Consider the following 17,287-nt stretch of genomic DNA (forward strand, 5'->3'; position numbering starts at 1 on the left):
TATGAAATTATAATGATAAGTCTAAACCAAAAACAAATGTTCTTAGGGGTCCTAAAGCATCAATGACTTCTGGATCTCTTCCTTTAAAATCAGAAATAACTAAAAGATTTTGACCTTGTAGATAAATTTGCATGGATTTTAAACCAACCTTTTGCAACCATTTAGATGGCAGGTTATAATTTAAGTTTACATTTTGTAATCGAGCATAACTTACATTTGTGTAAGCCCCATTACTAATCTTATAATTCTCAAAAGCAAATGTTGAAAAGAAACCTGGAGCAAACCTAGGAATATCAGTAATATCACCTGGGTTTTGCCAACGTGCATTATAAACATCTTGAGATATATTTTTGTTTGCTCCTCCTGGAGAAGAAAATGCCGAAAATTCAGATGCAAAGGCAGTACGAATATTTCGCTTTTGAAAAGAAAAGAATACCCCTAAACTAAAGTTTTTATACGAAAATGTATTTTGAATTCCTCCAAAAAATTCAGGTGCTAAATCTACAAATTCTGTGGCATCGTTATCATTAAGATCAAATGTAAATTCATCTACTTCACCATCGTCAATTTTACCATTACCATCTAAATCTTTAAAAAAGTTAAAGTTTCCTGTTTCTGGGTTAACACCTTGATAATTATAAACTTTTATTCCCGTTACTGGCTTGCCAACAACAAAATTATGATTTTCTTGTAAACCATCAACATTATTAAAAGCAACTAACTCACTCTTAGGTAATGTAATATTAAAATTTGTTGTCCAAGAAAACGCTTCATTTTTAATATTTTCTGTACTTAAAGTAATTTCATGTCCCCAATTTTTAATTTTTGCTGGAGAGTTAGTAAAATATCGTGTTACACCTGTTACAGCAGACGTAGCTAAATCTGTTAATGACTTCTCTGTAATTGTTGTATAATAACTATATCCTAATTGAATACGACTTTTAAATAGTCCTAAATTAACACCTAGCTCCGATTTTTCATTGTGCTCCCATTGTAAAAAAGCATTTGAAGGACCTTCTGGCTCTAAAGTATCCTCATTTCCATAAGCAACTGATGTATAGTATGTTGACAAATATAAATAATCGTCAATACCATCGCCTCCTACAGTTCCAAAACTACCTCTAAACTTGGCAAAATCTATAAACTTTATATTGTTTTTAAACCAGTTCTCTTCACTTAAAATCCATGATGCACCAACAGAACCAAATGTAGCAAAACGGTTTTCGGCTCCAAACTTGGTAGAACCATCTCTTCTTAAAGATAAATTAAGTAAGTATTTATTAACAAAATTATAATTTAATATTCCAAAAACACCTGTATATCTACTATTTGTGTTATCTGAACCATAACTAACTTTTTCAAAACCTGCCTGTGCGGGGTCTCTTAATTGGTTGTCACTAAAAAGATCTGTTGCTGAAACTTCAGATCTTTCAGCTTGTTTCTCTTGAAAAGTCGCTCCAAAATTAACTATAGCTGTTCCTAGATTTCCCAAATTAGCTTGATAGCTTACACTTGGTTCTATTGTTATCGTTTTAATATTAAACCTACTTATAGAAGAACTATTTTCGCTAAACGTATTTAAAGGATAATAAGTAGTAGGTTTTGCATATAAATCTCTAGAAGACAAATTACTAATTCCTGCATTTGCTTTAAACACAAGACCTTTAACCGGTGTATATCTAAAATTTATATTTCCTATTAAATTATCTACTTTGTTTTCTGCAATAACCTCATTAATTCTTGCTGGATTAATAAAATCATATTCATCAAAATCTACTTGATTAATGGTTCCATCTTCATTATAAGGATCTGGTGCATTAGGAGCTGTAAACAATCTAAATGTATCAAAAATTGAACCTGTATTTTTTGAAGCAGTATAAGTACCTGTTAATCCTAAAGTAAATTTATGATCGGATGTATTAGTACTTAAATCAAAATGAATACCTGCTAAGGTGTTTGCTCCACTATTATTAAGAATACTGTTTTCTTTGTTATAATTACCTCGAACTAAATACCTAGCATTATCTGAACCACCAGAATACGAAATACTATTAAAGTTTGAAAAAGCGCCACTTTTTAACAAAGACTCTTTCCAATCGGTATACCTAGTATCAGAAAAAGTGCCGTTTATATCTAAATCACTAAATCCTATGCCATTCCCAGAATTTTCTACAGCTTCTGTTCTATAATTTATATAATCTTCAGTATTTAATAATTTTGGAGATCTGCCTGCAAAAGAATAACCACTTCTTGTACTAAAACTTACCGTAGGCTCTCCCTTTTTAGCCTTTTTAGTAGTAATTAATATAACACCATTAGCGCCTCTTGAACCATAAATAGCTGTAGCATCACCATCTTTAAGAAAGTTAATGGTTTCAATATCATTAGGGTTAATATAACTTAATCCGTTACCAGAGGTAGAATCAAACTCAAAACTAAAAATACCTTTACTTGAATTTCCTTGTAAATTTCCTGCAGGAAAAGCAACACCGTCAACTACCAATAATGGTTGTGGTGCACTTTGATTTATAGTTTTTAATGTATTTACACCTCTTATTTGTATATCAAAAGGAGTTCCAGCTTGCCCACTTGTTTGACGAATAAAAACCCCTGGCACTTTACCTTGTACAGCTTGTAAAACGTTTGACACAGGACTTTTTCTAATTTCTTCAGATGTAATTGTGGTAATATTACCTGTTGCTAAACGCTTAGAGGTTTTGCCGTATGCAGTAACTTGAACTTCATCAAGCTCACTTAAAGCTTCTTCTAATACAACATTTATTTCTTGTTGGCTATCTACTTTTATTTCTTTTTTTTCATAACCTATATAAGTAAACTTTAAAACATCATTATTTGATACTTTTATTTTATACTTTCCTTCTTCGTTTGTAAAAACACCTATACTCTTGTTTTCTACTAAAACAGTAACACCCATAAGCGGAAACCCTTCTTTGGTTGTTATTCTACCAGTAACAACATGGTCTTCTTGTGGAAATATTTTTTTCTCTTTATAAGGAATTATAAAGATGCTATTATTTTTATCATCAAATTGATAATCATAAGCAGGTCTTAAACTTAATTGTAAAAGTTTATTTAATGTAATAACACCTTTTTTAAGTGTTACTTCTGACAGATTTTCAAATACATTAGACTGATAAGCAAATCTGTAATCTGTTTGATTTTTTATAATCTCAAAAACTTCTTCAACACTAACTTTACTATCGTTACTTATTAAAATTTTTGTGTTTTGAGAAAAGCCAGAATTACTAGTAAATGCAAAAGATACTGTAAAGCAGAAAAAAATAAGTATTTTCATTATTAGTAATAGATTTCTTTTCCTTCTAAAAGAAAGAACATCGGTAATTTTAAAATTCATACATTTGTTTTTTAATGGGTTAATTAATAATCTATTAAGCTACAGGGGTAAAAAGTTTTGTTTGGTCAGAGATTCAAACTTTTTAACCCCTTTTTTTATACTATTTTACTAGAATAGTATTGTTTTTTATTTCATATGTCATTGTTGTTGTAGTTTCCATTATTGAAAGTATATTTTCTAAACTTTGATCCTTAGACAGTATTCCTGTAAACTTTACTTGCTTTACTTGCGCATTTAAATATTCTACATCAACATTATACCACCTTCCTAAAACAGTCATTATATCTTCAAAATTCTTCTCTTTAAAACTAAATACACCATGTATCCAACTAATTTCGCTTTCAACATCATCAGCATAATGAATATTTACAGTTTGCTTTTCTATATTAAAAACAGCTTGTTGTCCTGGAAATATTTTTTGTTCGGAATGATTCGCTTTTAAATTAATACGCCCTTCTACAAGTGTGCTTCGTACAATATTATCTTTATATGTATTTATATTAAATTTTGTTCCTATTACTTCTATTTCTTGACCTTTTGATTGCACTACAAAACGATCGCCGTTATTCTCACTACTTGGGGTTACTTCAAAATAAGCTTCACCATATAGCAATACAACTTCTCTTGATTGACCAGATATAAAAGACTCTGGATATTTTATTTTAGATTCTGAATTAAGCCAAACTTTTGTACCATCTGATAGTTTTAAAGAAAACTGTCCGCCTCTTGGTATTTCTAAATAATTATAAGCAATTTCAGGTTTGTTCTTTGACGCTGCTTTTTTATACACCAACTCTTTCCCATCTGTGGTGAAGTTCTCTGAAGTTTGCGCTTTACCTTTTTCTAATGCTATTTCAGAACCGTTTTCTAAAATTAAAATGGCTTTATCTGTACCTATCTTAATTGTATTCGTATTATCTACAGTAATTATATCATTAGAACTAAATATTGAATCTTTAAAAAGGTAGCCCGTTAATAAAAACCCTACTACCAAAATAGCAGCAGCGTATTTCATCCAGAACGGATGTATTTTTTTAACTGGTACTGGTGTTGTCTTATTTAATATTTTATCTAAAACAATATTATAAGCTTCTTCAGTATTAGGCTCTACATGTAATCTATTTACACTATAAGCATCTTTTATGTAAGATTTAAATACTTCTTGATTTTCAGACTTCTTTAACCAATCTCTTAAAGCTATTAGTTCCTCATTATTAATAGTGTCTGTTAAATATTTTAAAATTATTTTTTTCAATATTTTAAGATAAAATTATTAGTAAATTAACATTTATATAACACATAACGTTCTTTAAAAGAAAAACCCTTAAAAAAAGTTTAAAATTTTTCTACCTTGCAAAAAAAATAATTCCTTCAATCTCCTTTAAGCAGATTCTATAACAACAAAGATGACTGACGAATTTTTACTAAAAGCTATAAAAAAAGACGATAACGAGGCTTTTAAAGAATTATTCGATAAATATTACCAACAGCTTGTTAGCTACACTATTACATTTACTAATGATTTAAGTTTAGCCGAAGATATTGTTCAGCAAACATTTATAATTTTATGGGAAAAACGTGCTGATTTTGAAATTAATAAATCAATTAAAAGTTATTTATATACTGTTTCTCATAATACTTACATTGATTATTACCGCAAACTTAAAAGACAAGATTCTTTTTTAGATGATTTAAAGTATGAGGCTTTAAACAGACAAACTATAGAGGATAATGACCTAACCGAAAAACGTATTAAGCAATTAAAAGCTATTATTGAAGAGCTTCCTCCTCGTTGTAAAGAAATACTGCTCCTTAACAAAACTAAAGGTTTAAAGTATAGTGAGATTGCTAAATTGTTAGACATATCAAACAAAACTGTTGAATCTCAAATGCGAATTGCATTCAAAAAAATTAGAGAAGGCTTTGAAAAAGGTAATATTCTTTTACTCCTATTTACTAAAAAAGTAAAATCTATTATTATCAAATAAAAAAGATTATATATAAACTTTTTTATTTCCTAGTAAACACTATATGCCTTAATTATTTTTAATTTCTTAAAGAATTTTAAATACCCCTCTAATGCCCTAACCAACTACATTAATTGTTGCAAAATATCTAGCAAATCTTTTCTTTTAAATGGTTTTTCAAGAAAAGCATCCATACCAATATCCATACAATTTTCAACATCTTCTTGATAGGTGTTCGCTGTTGTAGCAATTATTTTAACAGGCTCTTCAATATTTGCATCATTTTCTAATTCTCTTATTTTCAAAGTTGCTTCCATACCATCCATTACCGGCATTCTTACATCCATCAATATAACATCAAATTCATTTTTCAGAAATAGATCTACAGCTTCCTGTCCGTTTTTGGCAACTTCAATATGTTTAGACAATCCACCTAATACTATTTGAGCTACTTTAATATTTATTAAGTTATCTTCTACAATAAGAAATTTTTTATTTTTATAGCTTATTAAATGATTTTCAATTTCTTGACTTTCAAATTCTTTTTGCTCATGCGGCACTCCTAAAACTTTTAACATTATATTTAAAAGCTGGTTCATTTTAATAGGCTTATTAAGTCCAGTTTCAAAACCAATATTACTCATTTCTTCAGTTGATAATGCATCAGTTATTGAAGATAATAAAATCAATTTCAAATCACTTATTTTTTGATCTGCCTTAATTTTATGAGCTAATTCCTTTCCATCCATACCAGGCATATGAAAATCAACTAGTACTAAATCTATTGGATTGTTTGAGTCATATTCATTCTTAAAATAAGACAATGCTTCAAATCCGTCTTTGAATTCAGAGACTTTTACTTGCCAAGTTTCAAGATAATTTTTAAATATTATCCTATTAGTTTCATTATCATCAATAATAGCAACATGCTTACCTACAAGTTGTTTTTTACTTATAAATGCCCCACTGTTTTTAGATGCTCCCGACTCATTAAACTTAGCTTTGAAAAAGAATGTAGAACCAGAATCTGAAGAACTTTCAATATCTAATTCACCACCCATTAAAGTAACTAACTTATGTGAAATTGCCAGCCCTAATCCTGTACCACCATATTTTCGTGTTGTTGAAGCATCAACTTGAGAAAAAGACTTAAATAATTTTTTTTGATTTTCTTCGGTTATGCCAATACCCGAATCCTTAACTTTAAATTGTATTTCATGAACCCCATCAATTTTACCTATATAATTTACGTGAACAACAACTTCGCCTTTAGAAGTAAACTTAATAGCATTATTTACCAAATTGGTAATAATTTGTTTTAAACGAATATAATCTCCTCCTACAAATTCAGGAACCTCAGGATCAATATATGTTAATACGTCTATTGCTTTTCTTGAAGCATGTACTATATGAATATCTGCAACCTCTTCTATAACACTTCTAATATTTATTGGCACAATTTCTAATTCCATTTTACCAGATTCAATCTTAGAAAAGTCTAAAATATTATTAATAAGTGATAACAAGGTCTGTCCTGATTTTGTTATAACATCTAAATATTCATTTTGCGTAGGGTCAAGGTTAGATTTACTTAATATATCTGCCATTCCAATTATACCGTTCATTGGAGTTCTTATCTCATGAGACATATTTGCAAGAAACAAACTTTTTGCTTTATTTGCTTCTTCTGCTTTTGCCCTTGCTAACTCATAATCTCTTTTGGTAGATTCTATTAAAGTAACATCTCTAGAAACTCCTACCAAACCTATAATATTAGAAAATTCATCTTTTATTGGAACTTTGGTTGTAGAAATCCAAACGGATTTTCCTTCAGATTTTTTTAACTTTTGTACTTTGTCAATTATTTTTATATCATTCTCTAAAACCTCTTTTCCTTGCTTATGAAACTTCTCTGCTGTTTTTTTTGGAAAAAAGTCTAAATCTGTCTTTCCAATTATATCATTAACATCTGCATTATAATATTCTGATATTGATTTATTTACTCTTATATATTTTAAATCTTTATCCTTGAAATATATATAATCTGGTACATTATCAATTAACATTTGTAAAAGCTCTTTCTCTTTTTTAAGAGAAAGCTCCAATTCTTTTTGCTTAGTATAATTTCGAGAAATACCAACCAAGCCTATAACTTCATCTTGATCGTCTACAAGTGGGATTTTAGATGTTAAAACCCAAAACCGCTCTCCATTTTTTAAATAACTTTCCTGTTTATTTAAAATTGGAGTTACATTTTTCATAATTGCCTGTTCATCTTCAAAAGCTTCTTTGGCATGAATAGGATCATGAAAATCAAAATCAGTTTTGCCATACAATTCTTCTGGCGATTTAAGTCCGAACTGTTTTGCTAAAGACAAATTAGAGCGAATAAATCGAGACTCTCTATCTTTAAAATAGATCCTCTCAGGCACATTATTCATCATTAAATCCATAAGCTTCTTTTCTGCAAGAAACTCTTTTTCTATCAAATACTCACTTGTAACATCCCGTGTTATCCCCACTAAACCTATACATTCACCATCTGCATTCATTAAAGGGGCTTTTGTAGACCTAATATACTTTTCCCCTTCAAATGTATTTATAAGTTGAAATTTATTTATTAAAGGAATACCACTCTCCATCAAAGCTTGCTCCTCCATAAATGTTTTTTGACTTAAAGCAGGACCGAAAAAATCTTCATCTGTTTTACCAACGGCTTCCTCTGGATGGTTTACTTGTAAAAGAGCCGCTTCAGGTTTATTAATTTTTGTATACCTTGATTCTCTATCTTTAAAGTAAATAGCATCAGGTAAATTATCCATAAGAAGATTTAGAAGTTGTTGGTTACTCTGCTCTTTTTCTTTTGTAACCTTTTCTAAATTCTTTTTATTTTTTTGAACACCTACCTGAGAGTTAAAGTCTTTTTTAATTAATCTCAACTTTAAAAATAACTCAGATACATTTGCTTTATTTAATTGCTCTGGTAAAACATAAATATTTTCTTTGTTTTTAAATAAACCTGATAGATTTTCTGAAGTAACAACTAAAACCTCACTACCAATAGTATCAATCCAAGTTAAATTTACATCATTAAACATTATAGTATCAAACAATACAGCTTTTGGCTCCAATTGTTTAATTGCTATTTTTAATTGGTTTATTTCAGTAAAAAAGTAATATGTTAGCTGGTTTGATTCTGGTAAAGAATCGGCCATAAACTTAAAATTGTCATGGCTATAAATAAATATTTTATTCATTTGCTATTAATCAATGTCTACCATAAATATAATATTAATTTTTCTACCAACTCTGTTTTTGTAAGAAATTCGTTGTTAACTATAAATAAAATAATGAAAAATGAAAATACCGATCTTAAAAACCTTATATAAAACAAAAAAGCCTCACTATAAATAGTGAAGCTTTAAGTGAGCCCTGAAGGATTCGAACCTTCGACCGCCTCCTTAGAAGGGAGGTGCTCTATCCAGCTGAGCTAAGAGCCCGTAGTTTTTATGTTTCTACGAAAACAGTGTCGGGGTGGCAGGATTCGAACCTGCGACCTCCGCGTCCCAAACGCGGCGCGATAACCGGGCTACGCTACACCCCGAATTGGTTATCTTATTTTTTGCGGAGAGACAGGGATTCGAACCCTGGGTAAGTGTTTCCACCTACGACGATTTAGCAAACCGCTCCTTTCGGCCACTCAGGCACCTCTCCGTTAATTTTTAATGAACTATGCACTTTGTCTCAAATGCGGATGCAAATGTAACTTTTACTCCTGTATGACACAAACATTTTTTTTACTTTTTTTACTTTTTTTTTACTATTCTGGATATTCAATACGTAAGTGATAGATATTAGCCAACTTATGTTTTAAAACTTTTTTTATAGATTGAATTTCTTTAAAAGTAATATTAGCATTTAAAAACTGTCCTTCTTCTATTTGCTTATCAATAATATTTTCTACAAAAGCATCAATTTTGGAAGATGTTGGTTCTTTCAAACTCTTTGAAGCCGCTTCAATACTATCACACATCATCAAAATAGCAGTTTCTTTACTAAATGGTTTAGGTCCAGGATAACTAAAATCTAATTTATCTACGGTCTCAAAATCTTTTTTCTCTTGCATATAAAAATAATAAACAACACTTGTTCCATGATGTGTTCTAATAAAATCTACAATCCTATCTGGTAGATTATTCTTTTTAGCTATTTCAATACCATTAATTACATGATCTGTAATAATTCTTGCACTTTCTTTTGAGGACAATTCATCATGCGGATTAATACCTGTAGATTGGTTTTCGGTAAAATAAGTTGGGTTTTTCATTTTCCCAATATCATGATATAAAGCTCCTACCCTAACCAACATAGCATTTGCTCCTATTTCACTAGCTGAAGCTTCAGCTAGATTCGCCACGTTTAATGAATGATGAAATGTGCCTGGTGCTAAATTAGAAAGTTCCTTTAGTAATTTTGAATTAGTATCTGATAATTCTAAAAGCGATACATCCGACACTAAACCAAAAAGTTTTTCATAAATATAAATTAGTGGTTGTACAAATAAAGTTGCCAATCCACATAAAACAAACCAAATAAAAGTCTCCCATTTTATAGTTTCAATAGTACCTTCATGAATAACAAAAAATGCAAAATAAGCTACTATATATATTAATGTAATCTGACCTACTGAAACAAACAAATTAGCACGTTTATAAAGCTCTGAAACCGTTAATATAGTTACAATACCAGCAATGATTTGAAGAAACATATACTCATAACTATTAGGAACTATAAACCCTAATAGCAACACTGTAACAACATGAGCAAACAAGCCTAATCTTGCATCAAAAAAAGCTTTAAAAACTAATGGTAAAATACAAATAGGAACGACATAAATATATTTAGCATTATAATTAATTACTAAAGTTGTAATTAATATCATTAAAAATATATTGAAAAATATAAAAGTAACTTTTGTGTTATTTTCAAAAACCGAAACTCTATATTTTCTTAAAAAAAGTAACAACATTAATAATGCCAATGCTACTAATAAAGTATATGCAAATAAAACCCATATATAATTAGATTTACTCCAAACTTGAGACTCGTACTCAGACTTAAGAGAATTTAATTTTTGAAACTTATCGCCTTCAACAACTTCCCCTTTTGAAACTATTAAAGTTCCCTTTTCAATGCTCCCTCTAACAAAAGAAATTTTATCAAACTCTTCTTTTAAAACGCGCTCTGTAAAAGATTTATCATATATTAAATTAGGCTCAATTAAATCAAAAAACAAAGCAACAAACTCGGTATTTAATTCCCTCTCATCATTGGCTATTAATACTTTATCAATTGTTTCTTTTACAGCATCAAGTTTTATCAAATTTGAAAATATCGCTTTTTGCTTTTCGACTCTACCTTCTAAAAGCACAATAGAACTCTCATCAGAGAAATCATAATTTTCATTTAAAATACCGTATGTATATAATTCATTTATAATACGCTCTCCTAAATTATATATTTTAGGTAAATCATTTTTAAAAACTGAATCACGAAAAACATTATTAAACTCTTCTCTATATGCCAGTTTAACATTTTTACTTACAGCCCTATCAACATTAAAATATAAAACAGAATTATCTGTTACTACTTTTTTCTCAGCACTTATTTCTTCTTCTGTTTTTTTTATTGCAAAATCAAAAGGAGCATATAGGTTTTCAGACTGCCAAGGTTTACCTTTTTCAAAATTATACTTAAACTTTCCGCTTTTTGGAAATAAATACACTATTAAAATAGTGGTACTCACAAACAAAAGTCCTTTATAAATTAAGGAATGATTTCTATATAGGCTATTTATAAAGTCTTTCATCTATCTGTTTTATTTTATAAGTAGTAATACTATCACTTATAATACTAATTTCAAATGTAATAAAATTATAAGCTATAACCATTTTTTATAATACGTGAATCTTTCAAATTTCTACCAAAAAATCATTATTTTCGCCTACAACTAAGCTAATTAATTTAATTATGAATAAAGAAGTTGTTATCGTAGCCGCAGCAAGAACACCTATAGGTAGTTTTATGGGTGGACTATCTACTATTCCAGCACCAAAACTTGGAGCAGCAGCCATAAAAGGTGCATTAAACAAAATAGATTTAAACCCTGAATTAGTTGAAGAAGTAATTATGGGTAATGTAGTTCAAGCAGGAACAGGACAAGCTCCTGCAAGGCAAGCAGCTATTTTTTCAGGAATACCTAATACTGTTCCTTGTACCACCATTAATAAAGTTTGTGCTTCTGGTATGAAAGCAGTTATGCAAGCCGCACAAGCAATTGCTTTAGGTGATGCTAATATTATTGTTGCTGGAGGTATGGAAAACATGAGCTTAATCCCTCATTATTTGTATGGTAGAACAGGCACAAAATTTGGGCCTACATCACTAATTGATGGCATGCAAAAAGATGGATTAGTAGATGCTTATGATCAAAATGCTATGGGTGTTTGTGCTGATGCTTGTGCTAATGAATATGAGTTTTCTCGTGAAGACCAAGATGCATATGCTATACAATCATATACTAGATCTGCAAAAGCTTGGGAAGCTGGTATGTTTGATAATGAAATAATACCTGTTGAAGTTCCTCAAAGACGCGGAGAACCTATCATTGTTTCAAAAGACGAAGAATTTAGTAATGTAAGAATAGATAAAATACCGCAACTTCGACCTGCTTTTACTAAAGACGGCACAGTAACTGCTGCTAACGCTTCAACAATTAATGATGGTGCAGGCGCTATGATATTAATGAGTAAGGAGAAAGCTGATGAGTTAGGATTAAAGGTTTTAGCTACCATAAGAAGTTATGCAGATGCTGCTCATGAACCAGAATGGTTTACAACAGCTCCAGCAAAAGCTTTACCTAAAGCTTTAAATAAAGCAGGATTAAACATAAAAGATGTTGATTTTTTCGAATTAAACGAAGCATTTTCTATAGTTGGTTTAGTAAATATGAAAATTCTTGGACTTAATGATAATAACGTAAATGTAAATGGTGGAGCTGTATCATTAGGACACCCTTTAGGTTGTTCTGGTGTTAGAATTTTAATCACTTTATTAAATGTTTTAGAACAAAATAACAGTAAAATTGGTGCAGCAGCTATTTGTAATGGTGGCGGTGGTGCATCTGCAATTGTTATTGAACGTAATTAAGCTTATTAATTAATGCAGTACGGAATTTGTAATTTAAGCATTGTTCCTCTTAGAGAAGAAGCCTCAGATACTAGTGAACTTGTATCTCAAGTGCTTTATGGAGATATTTTCAAAATTTTAGAACAACGTAAAAATTGGAGCAAAATAAGACTTGCTTTTGATTCTTATGAAGGCTGGATTGATAATAAGCAATACATAGAAATTACGGAAGATCAATATAAATTATTAAACAAAGAAACCCCCAAAATATGTATTGATTTAGTTGAATTTATTCAAGACAATAATCAGCAATTACATACTATAGTATTAGGCTCTTCACTAAATGGATTATCTGTTTTAAATCATTCCCACGATGGTAATATAGTTGAAGGTAAGACTCCAAAAGAAAACTTAATACAAACTGCTTTTTTATATTTAAACACTCCTTATTTATGGGGAGGAAAAACCCCTTTTGGCATTGATTGCTCTGGATTTACACAAATGGTTTATAAACTTAATGGCTACAAACTATTACGTGATGCTTCACAACAAGCCTCTCAAGGAGAAGCTTTAAGTTTTATTGAAGAAAGCGAACCTGGTGATTTAGCTTTTTTTGATAATAATGAAGGGGTTATAACTCATGTTGGTATTATAATGAAAGATAACTACATTATACACGCTCATGGTAAAGTGAGAGTTGATAGATTAGATCATTCAGGTATTTACAATGTAGATAAAAAAATACACACACATAAATTACGTGTAATTAAAAAAGTGATATAAAAAAAGCCGCAAATTGCGGCTTTTTTTATATTACTAAATAAGAGAGAAATTAGTTTGCTTCTAAAGCATCTACTGTTTCTTTAATACTCTTATATTTATCTGTTTCTCCTAAAATACTATAGATATTCATTAATGTTTTAGCTGCATTAATATTCTTAGCATCAATCTCTAAAGCTTTTGACAAATAAGGAATAGCTTCTCTATAAAGGTTTTGACGCTCTTCTCTTAATTCATCATATCGTTTATCATCTGCTTTTGACGATCCTAAACCATTCATTTCCTCAATTAACGGCTTCTCTCTTGATAATACTAAAGCTGAAAGGTTTATATATGCATTAATATAACTAGGGTTTAATTCAATCGTTTTTTCGTAATACCCTCTTGCTGCTTCATTTTCACCAGCTTCTGCAGACACAACTCCTAAATTATATTGAAGTTCAGCATTATTAGGATCCATTTGAGTTGCTTTTTCTAAAAGCTTTTTAAACTCTACTATGTTCCCCATTTTATAATGAACATTTGCTTCACTAAGAATAAGGTTAACATCATTAGGGCTTTCTGCTCTAGCATCTTTCATTGCTTCAATAGCTTTTTCATCCTCTCCTTGGCTAACATAAATAAGTGCAATGTTTTTAACAATTTCTGGCTTTTTTGAGTCTGTTAAACGCTCTCCTGGATTTATATGACTTTTAGCCTTAACATAAATATCACGAGTTGATTTATCTAAAATCTCTTCTTCACCAGTCTCTTTATTTGTCGCAAAATACTTAGTTTCAATACCTGTATAGCCTAAATTTTTAAGTTCTTCATACAAACCTATAGCTCTATCATATTCTTGTACATTAACAGCTGTTGCTGCTGCATAGTAAAGAAACAACGTATCCTTTTCACTTAATCTATATGATTTTTCAAAATATTTAGATGCTACAGAATATTCCTTTTTCTCATAAGATTCATTTCCTTTAGTTAATAATGCATTTACCATCTCTTGTTTTAAAGTAGCTATTTCAGAACTATAAGCTCCTTTTACTTTACCTAAACTTTCTAAAGCACCATCAACATCATTTAAAGATCCTGCTCCTCCAGCATACAATGCTTTTCCTAGTAAATAGTAATATTTTGATTTACTCTTTTCGTCCATTGCAGACATTAAACCTTCGGCTTGTTTTAAAGCCGCTTTAGCCTCTGCATAGTTGTTTCCTTTAATAGCCTTTTCTACCGCTTTCAATTCTTTTTTTTGGGCAAATGAAAATGCACCAATAGAAAGTGCTAAAGCTATAATAATTTGTTTTTTCATTTTAATAATATTTAATTTAATTTTCAGTGTTAATATCTTCTTCTTGATTATTATCAAGAGTTGTGCCACCTTCTACACCTTCAGTGTTATCAACAGATTCAACGCCTTCTTCGTCAACTACAACTTCATCTTCATCATGCATTACTTTTGCAACTGCTGCAATAGAATCATTACCTTTAAGATTAATTAATTTAACACCTTGCGTTGCTCTTCCCATAACTCTCAAATCTTGAACGGCCATACGAATAGCAATACCAGATTTATTAATAATCATTAAGTCATCATCGTCTGTAACATTTTTAATAGACACTAGATTACCTGTTTTTTCTGTAATTGAGATAGTTTTAACCCCTTTACCTCCACGGTTGGTAATTCTATAATCCTCTAAACTAGAGCGTTTACCATAACCATTTTCAGATACTACAAGCACATTACTATCCATATCATCAACAGCAATCATACCAATAACTTCATCTGTTTTTTCATCTTGTAAACGAATACCTCTTACTCCAGAAGCACTACGTCCCATAGGTCGTGTTTTAGCTTCTTCAAAACGAATGGCTTTACCAGATTTTAATGCTAACATTACTTGGCTTTCTCCTGTCGTTAATTTAGCTTCTAATAAAACATCATCATCTTTAATAGTAATGGCATTAATACCATTTGTTCTTGGTCGAGAATATTGCTCAAGAGACGTTTTCTTAACCTGGCCTTTTTTAGTAGCCATAATTACATAATGACTATTAATATACGCTTCATCTTTTAAATCTTGCGTACAAATGAAAGCCATTACTTTATCGTCTTGCTCTATATTTATAAGGTTTTGAATAGCTCTACCTTTAGATGTTTTGCTACCTTCTGGAATTTCGTAAACACGCATCCAGAAACATTTTCCTTTTTGAGTGAAGAATAACATATACTGATGGTTTGTACCAACAAATAAATGTTCTAAGAAATCTTCATTACGAGTTGTTGATGCTTTTTGACCAACACCACCTCTATTTTGTGTTTTATATTCAGTAAGTGAAGTACGTTTAATATAACCTGCATGCGAAATAGTAATCACTACTTTTTCATCAGGAATCATATCTTCAATACTTAAATCACCACCTGCATATTCAATAACTGAACGACGCTCATCACCATATTTATCTCTTACAACTTCTAATTCGCCTTTAATAATATCCATACGACGCTCTTTCCTGTCTAGAATATCTTTTAAATCGATTATAGTTTTCATGATCTCGTCATACTCAGCACGCAATTTGTCTTGTTCTAGTCCTGTTAATTGACGTAGACGCATTTCAACAATGGCCTTAGCTTGAATTTCAGATAATTTAAAACGTTCTATTAAATTAGCACGTGCTTCATCAGCATTTGAAGACGCTCTAATTATTTTAATAACTTCATCTATATTATCTGAAGCAATAATTAATCCTTCTAAAATATGTGCGCGCTCTTCTGCTTTACGTAACTCATAAGTTGTTCTTCTTACAACAACCTCATGTCTATGCTCAACAAAATAATGTATTAATTCTTTTAAGTTTAATAACTGAGGCCTTCCATTAACTAATGCAATGTTATTTACACTAAATGAAGACTGTAGCGCTGTGTATTTAAATAATTTGTTTAATACGATATTTGGAATAGCATCACGTTTTAAAACGTACACAATACGCATTCCGTTTCTATCAGATTCATCACGAATAGTAGAAATACCTTCTAACTTTTTATCGTTTACCAAGTCAGCAGTTTTCTTAATCATATCTGCTTTATTCACTTGGTAAGGAATCTCATCTACAATGATACACTCACGACCATTAACTTCTTCAATATTAGCTTTCGCACGCATAACAATACGCCCTCTACCTGTATGAAAAGCTTCTTTTACACCATCGTAACCATAAATTGTTCCTCCTGTTGGAAAATCTGGTGCTTTAACATGGGTAATTAACTCATCTATTTCAATATCGTTATTTTCTATATAAGCAATCGTTCCATTAACAACTTCTGTTAAGTTATGAGGAGGCATATTAGTTGCCATACCAACTGCAATACCAGATGCTCCATTAACTAAAAGCCCTGGAATACGTGTTGGTAAAACGGTTGGTTCTTGTAGCGTATCATCAAAATTTAATTTATGATCTACAGTCTCCTTGTCAATATCTGCCAACATGTCTTCAGATATTTTTTTCATACGCGCTTCTGTATAACGCATTGCTGCTGGACTATCACCGTCAATAGAACCAAAGTTCCCTTGTCCATCAACCAGCATATAACGTAAACTCCATTCTTGAGCCATACGCACCATAGCGTCATATACAGATGTATCACCATGTGGGTGATACTTACCTAAAACTTCTCCAACTATTCTTGCGGACTTTTTATGTGCCGAATTTGCTCTAATACCTAGTTCATGCATACCATAAAGTACACGTCTATGAACAGGCTTTAAACCATCTCTTACATCTGGTAAAGCACGTGACACAATAACTGACATTGAATAATCAATGTAAGCCGATTTCATCTCATCTTCAATATTAATAGGGATCAATTTTTCTCCTTCTGCCATATATAATTTAATTAAGTTTTTATCAATATTTCAAAACATGCTAATATACTAATTCCATCAGTCAGAAAAGATGATATACATCTGTTTTTTGAGACTTTTTATTA

The 17,287-nt window shown here is 30.5% G+C and carries 9 protein-coding genes and 3 tRNA genes; 3 read left to right on the top strand and 9 right to left on the bottom strand.

What is annotated here, in order from left to right:
* Positions 1-7: 7 nt before the first annotated feature.
* Positions 8-3,376 (bottom strand): SusC/RagA family TonB-linked outer membrane protein, encoded by a 3,369-nt coding sequence (locus ACH5TX_RS07065; RefSeq protein ID WP_439338831.1) that lies wholly within the window; start codon positions 3,374-3,376, stop codon positions 8-10.
* Between the two features lie 100 nt (positions 3,377-3,476).
* Entirely contained in the window at positions 3,477-4,631 is a 1,155-nt protein-coding gene (locus ACH5TX_RS07070; protein ID WP_439338832.1) for a FecR family protein, read from the bottom strand.
* A gap of 151 nt (positions 4,632-4,782) precedes the next feature.
* Here ACH5TX_RS07070 and ACH5TX_RS07075 point away from each other — a divergent pair, with 151 nt between their 5' ends.
* Positions 4,783-5,364, top strand: coding sequence for an RNA polymerase sigma factor (locus tag ACH5TX_RS07075; protein ID WP_439338833.1), 582 nt, complete (start codon positions 4,783-4,785; stop codon positions 5,362-5,364).
* Between the two features lie 104 nt (positions 5,365-5,468).
* Here the strand turns inward: ACH5TX_RS07075 and ACH5TX_RS07080 are convergent, their stop codons facing one another.
* The 5 genes from ACH5TX_RS07080 to ACH5TX_RS07100 form a co-directional block, all read right to left on the bottom strand.
* Complete coding sequence (locus ACH5TX_RS07080) at positions 5,469-8,600, bottom strand: PAS domain-containing protein (protein WP_439338834.1); 3,132 nt, start codon at positions 8,598-8,600, stop codon at positions 5,469-5,471.
* A gap of 169 nt (positions 8,601-8,769) precedes the next feature.
* Positions 8,770-8,843: transfer RNA gene (locus ACH5TX_RS07085), tRNA-Arg, on the bottom strand.
* A 29-nt stretch (positions 8,844-8,872) separates the two neighbouring features.
* Positions 8,873-8,947, bottom strand: a tRNA-Pro gene (locus ACH5TX_RS07090).
* Between the two features lie 21 nt (positions 8,948-8,968).
* Positions 8,969-9,057 (bottom strand) — tRNA-Ser (locus ACH5TX_RS07095).
* A 106-nt stretch (positions 9,058-9,163) separates the two neighbouring features.
* Positions 9,164-11,212 carry an HD family phosphohydrolase gene (locus ACH5TX_RS07100; RefSeq protein ID WP_439338835.1) on the bottom strand — a complete coding sequence of 683 codons (2,049 nt, stop codon included), beginning with the start codon at positions 11,210-11,212 and terminating at the stop codon, positions 9,164-9,166.
* A gap of 161 nt (positions 11,213-11,373) precedes the next feature.
* Between ACH5TX_RS07100 and ACH5TX_RS07105 the strand changes: the two genes are divergently transcribed.
* Both ACH5TX_RS07105 and ACH5TX_RS07110 read left to right on the top strand, forming a co-directional pair.
* Positions 11,374-12,552: an acetyl-CoA C-acyltransferase gene (locus ACH5TX_RS07105; protein ID WP_439338836.1), complete on the top strand. Its 1,179-nt coding sequence runs from the start codon at positions 11,374-11,376 to the stop codon at positions 12,550-12,552.
* A gap of 12 nt (positions 12,553-12,564) precedes the next feature.
* Positions 12,565-13,314 carry a C40 family peptidase gene (locus ACH5TX_RS07110; protein WP_439338837.1) on the top strand — a complete coding sequence of 250 codons (750 nt, stop codon included), beginning with the start codon at positions 12,565-12,567 and terminating at the stop codon, positions 13,312-13,314.
* A gap of 49 nt (positions 13,315-13,363) precedes the next feature.
* Here the strand turns inward: ACH5TX_RS07110 and ACH5TX_RS07115 are convergent, their stop codons facing one another.
* Both ACH5TX_RS07115 and gyrA read right to left on the bottom strand, forming a co-directional pair.
* A complete protein-coding gene (locus ACH5TX_RS07115; protein ID WP_439338838.1) occupies positions 13,364-14,611 on the bottom strand; it encodes a tetratricopeptide repeat protein in 1,248 nt (415 codons plus the stop codon).
* Positions 14,612-14,627: 16 nt separating this feature from the next.
* On the bottom strand, positions 14,628-17,183 hold the full coding sequence (gyrA, locus tag ACH5TX_RS07120; protein ID WP_439338839.1) for a DNA gyrase subunit A: 2,556 nt from the start codon (positions 17,181-17,183) through the stop codon (positions 14,628-14,630).
* Positions 17,184-17,287 lie beyond the last annotated feature (104 nt).

Origin of the sequence: Thalassobellus citreus, assembly GCF_044385915.1 — a bacterium.
Classification (GTDB): Bacteria; Bacteroidota; Bacteroidia; order Flavobacteriales; family Flavobacteriaceae; genus Thalassobellus; species Thalassobellus citreus.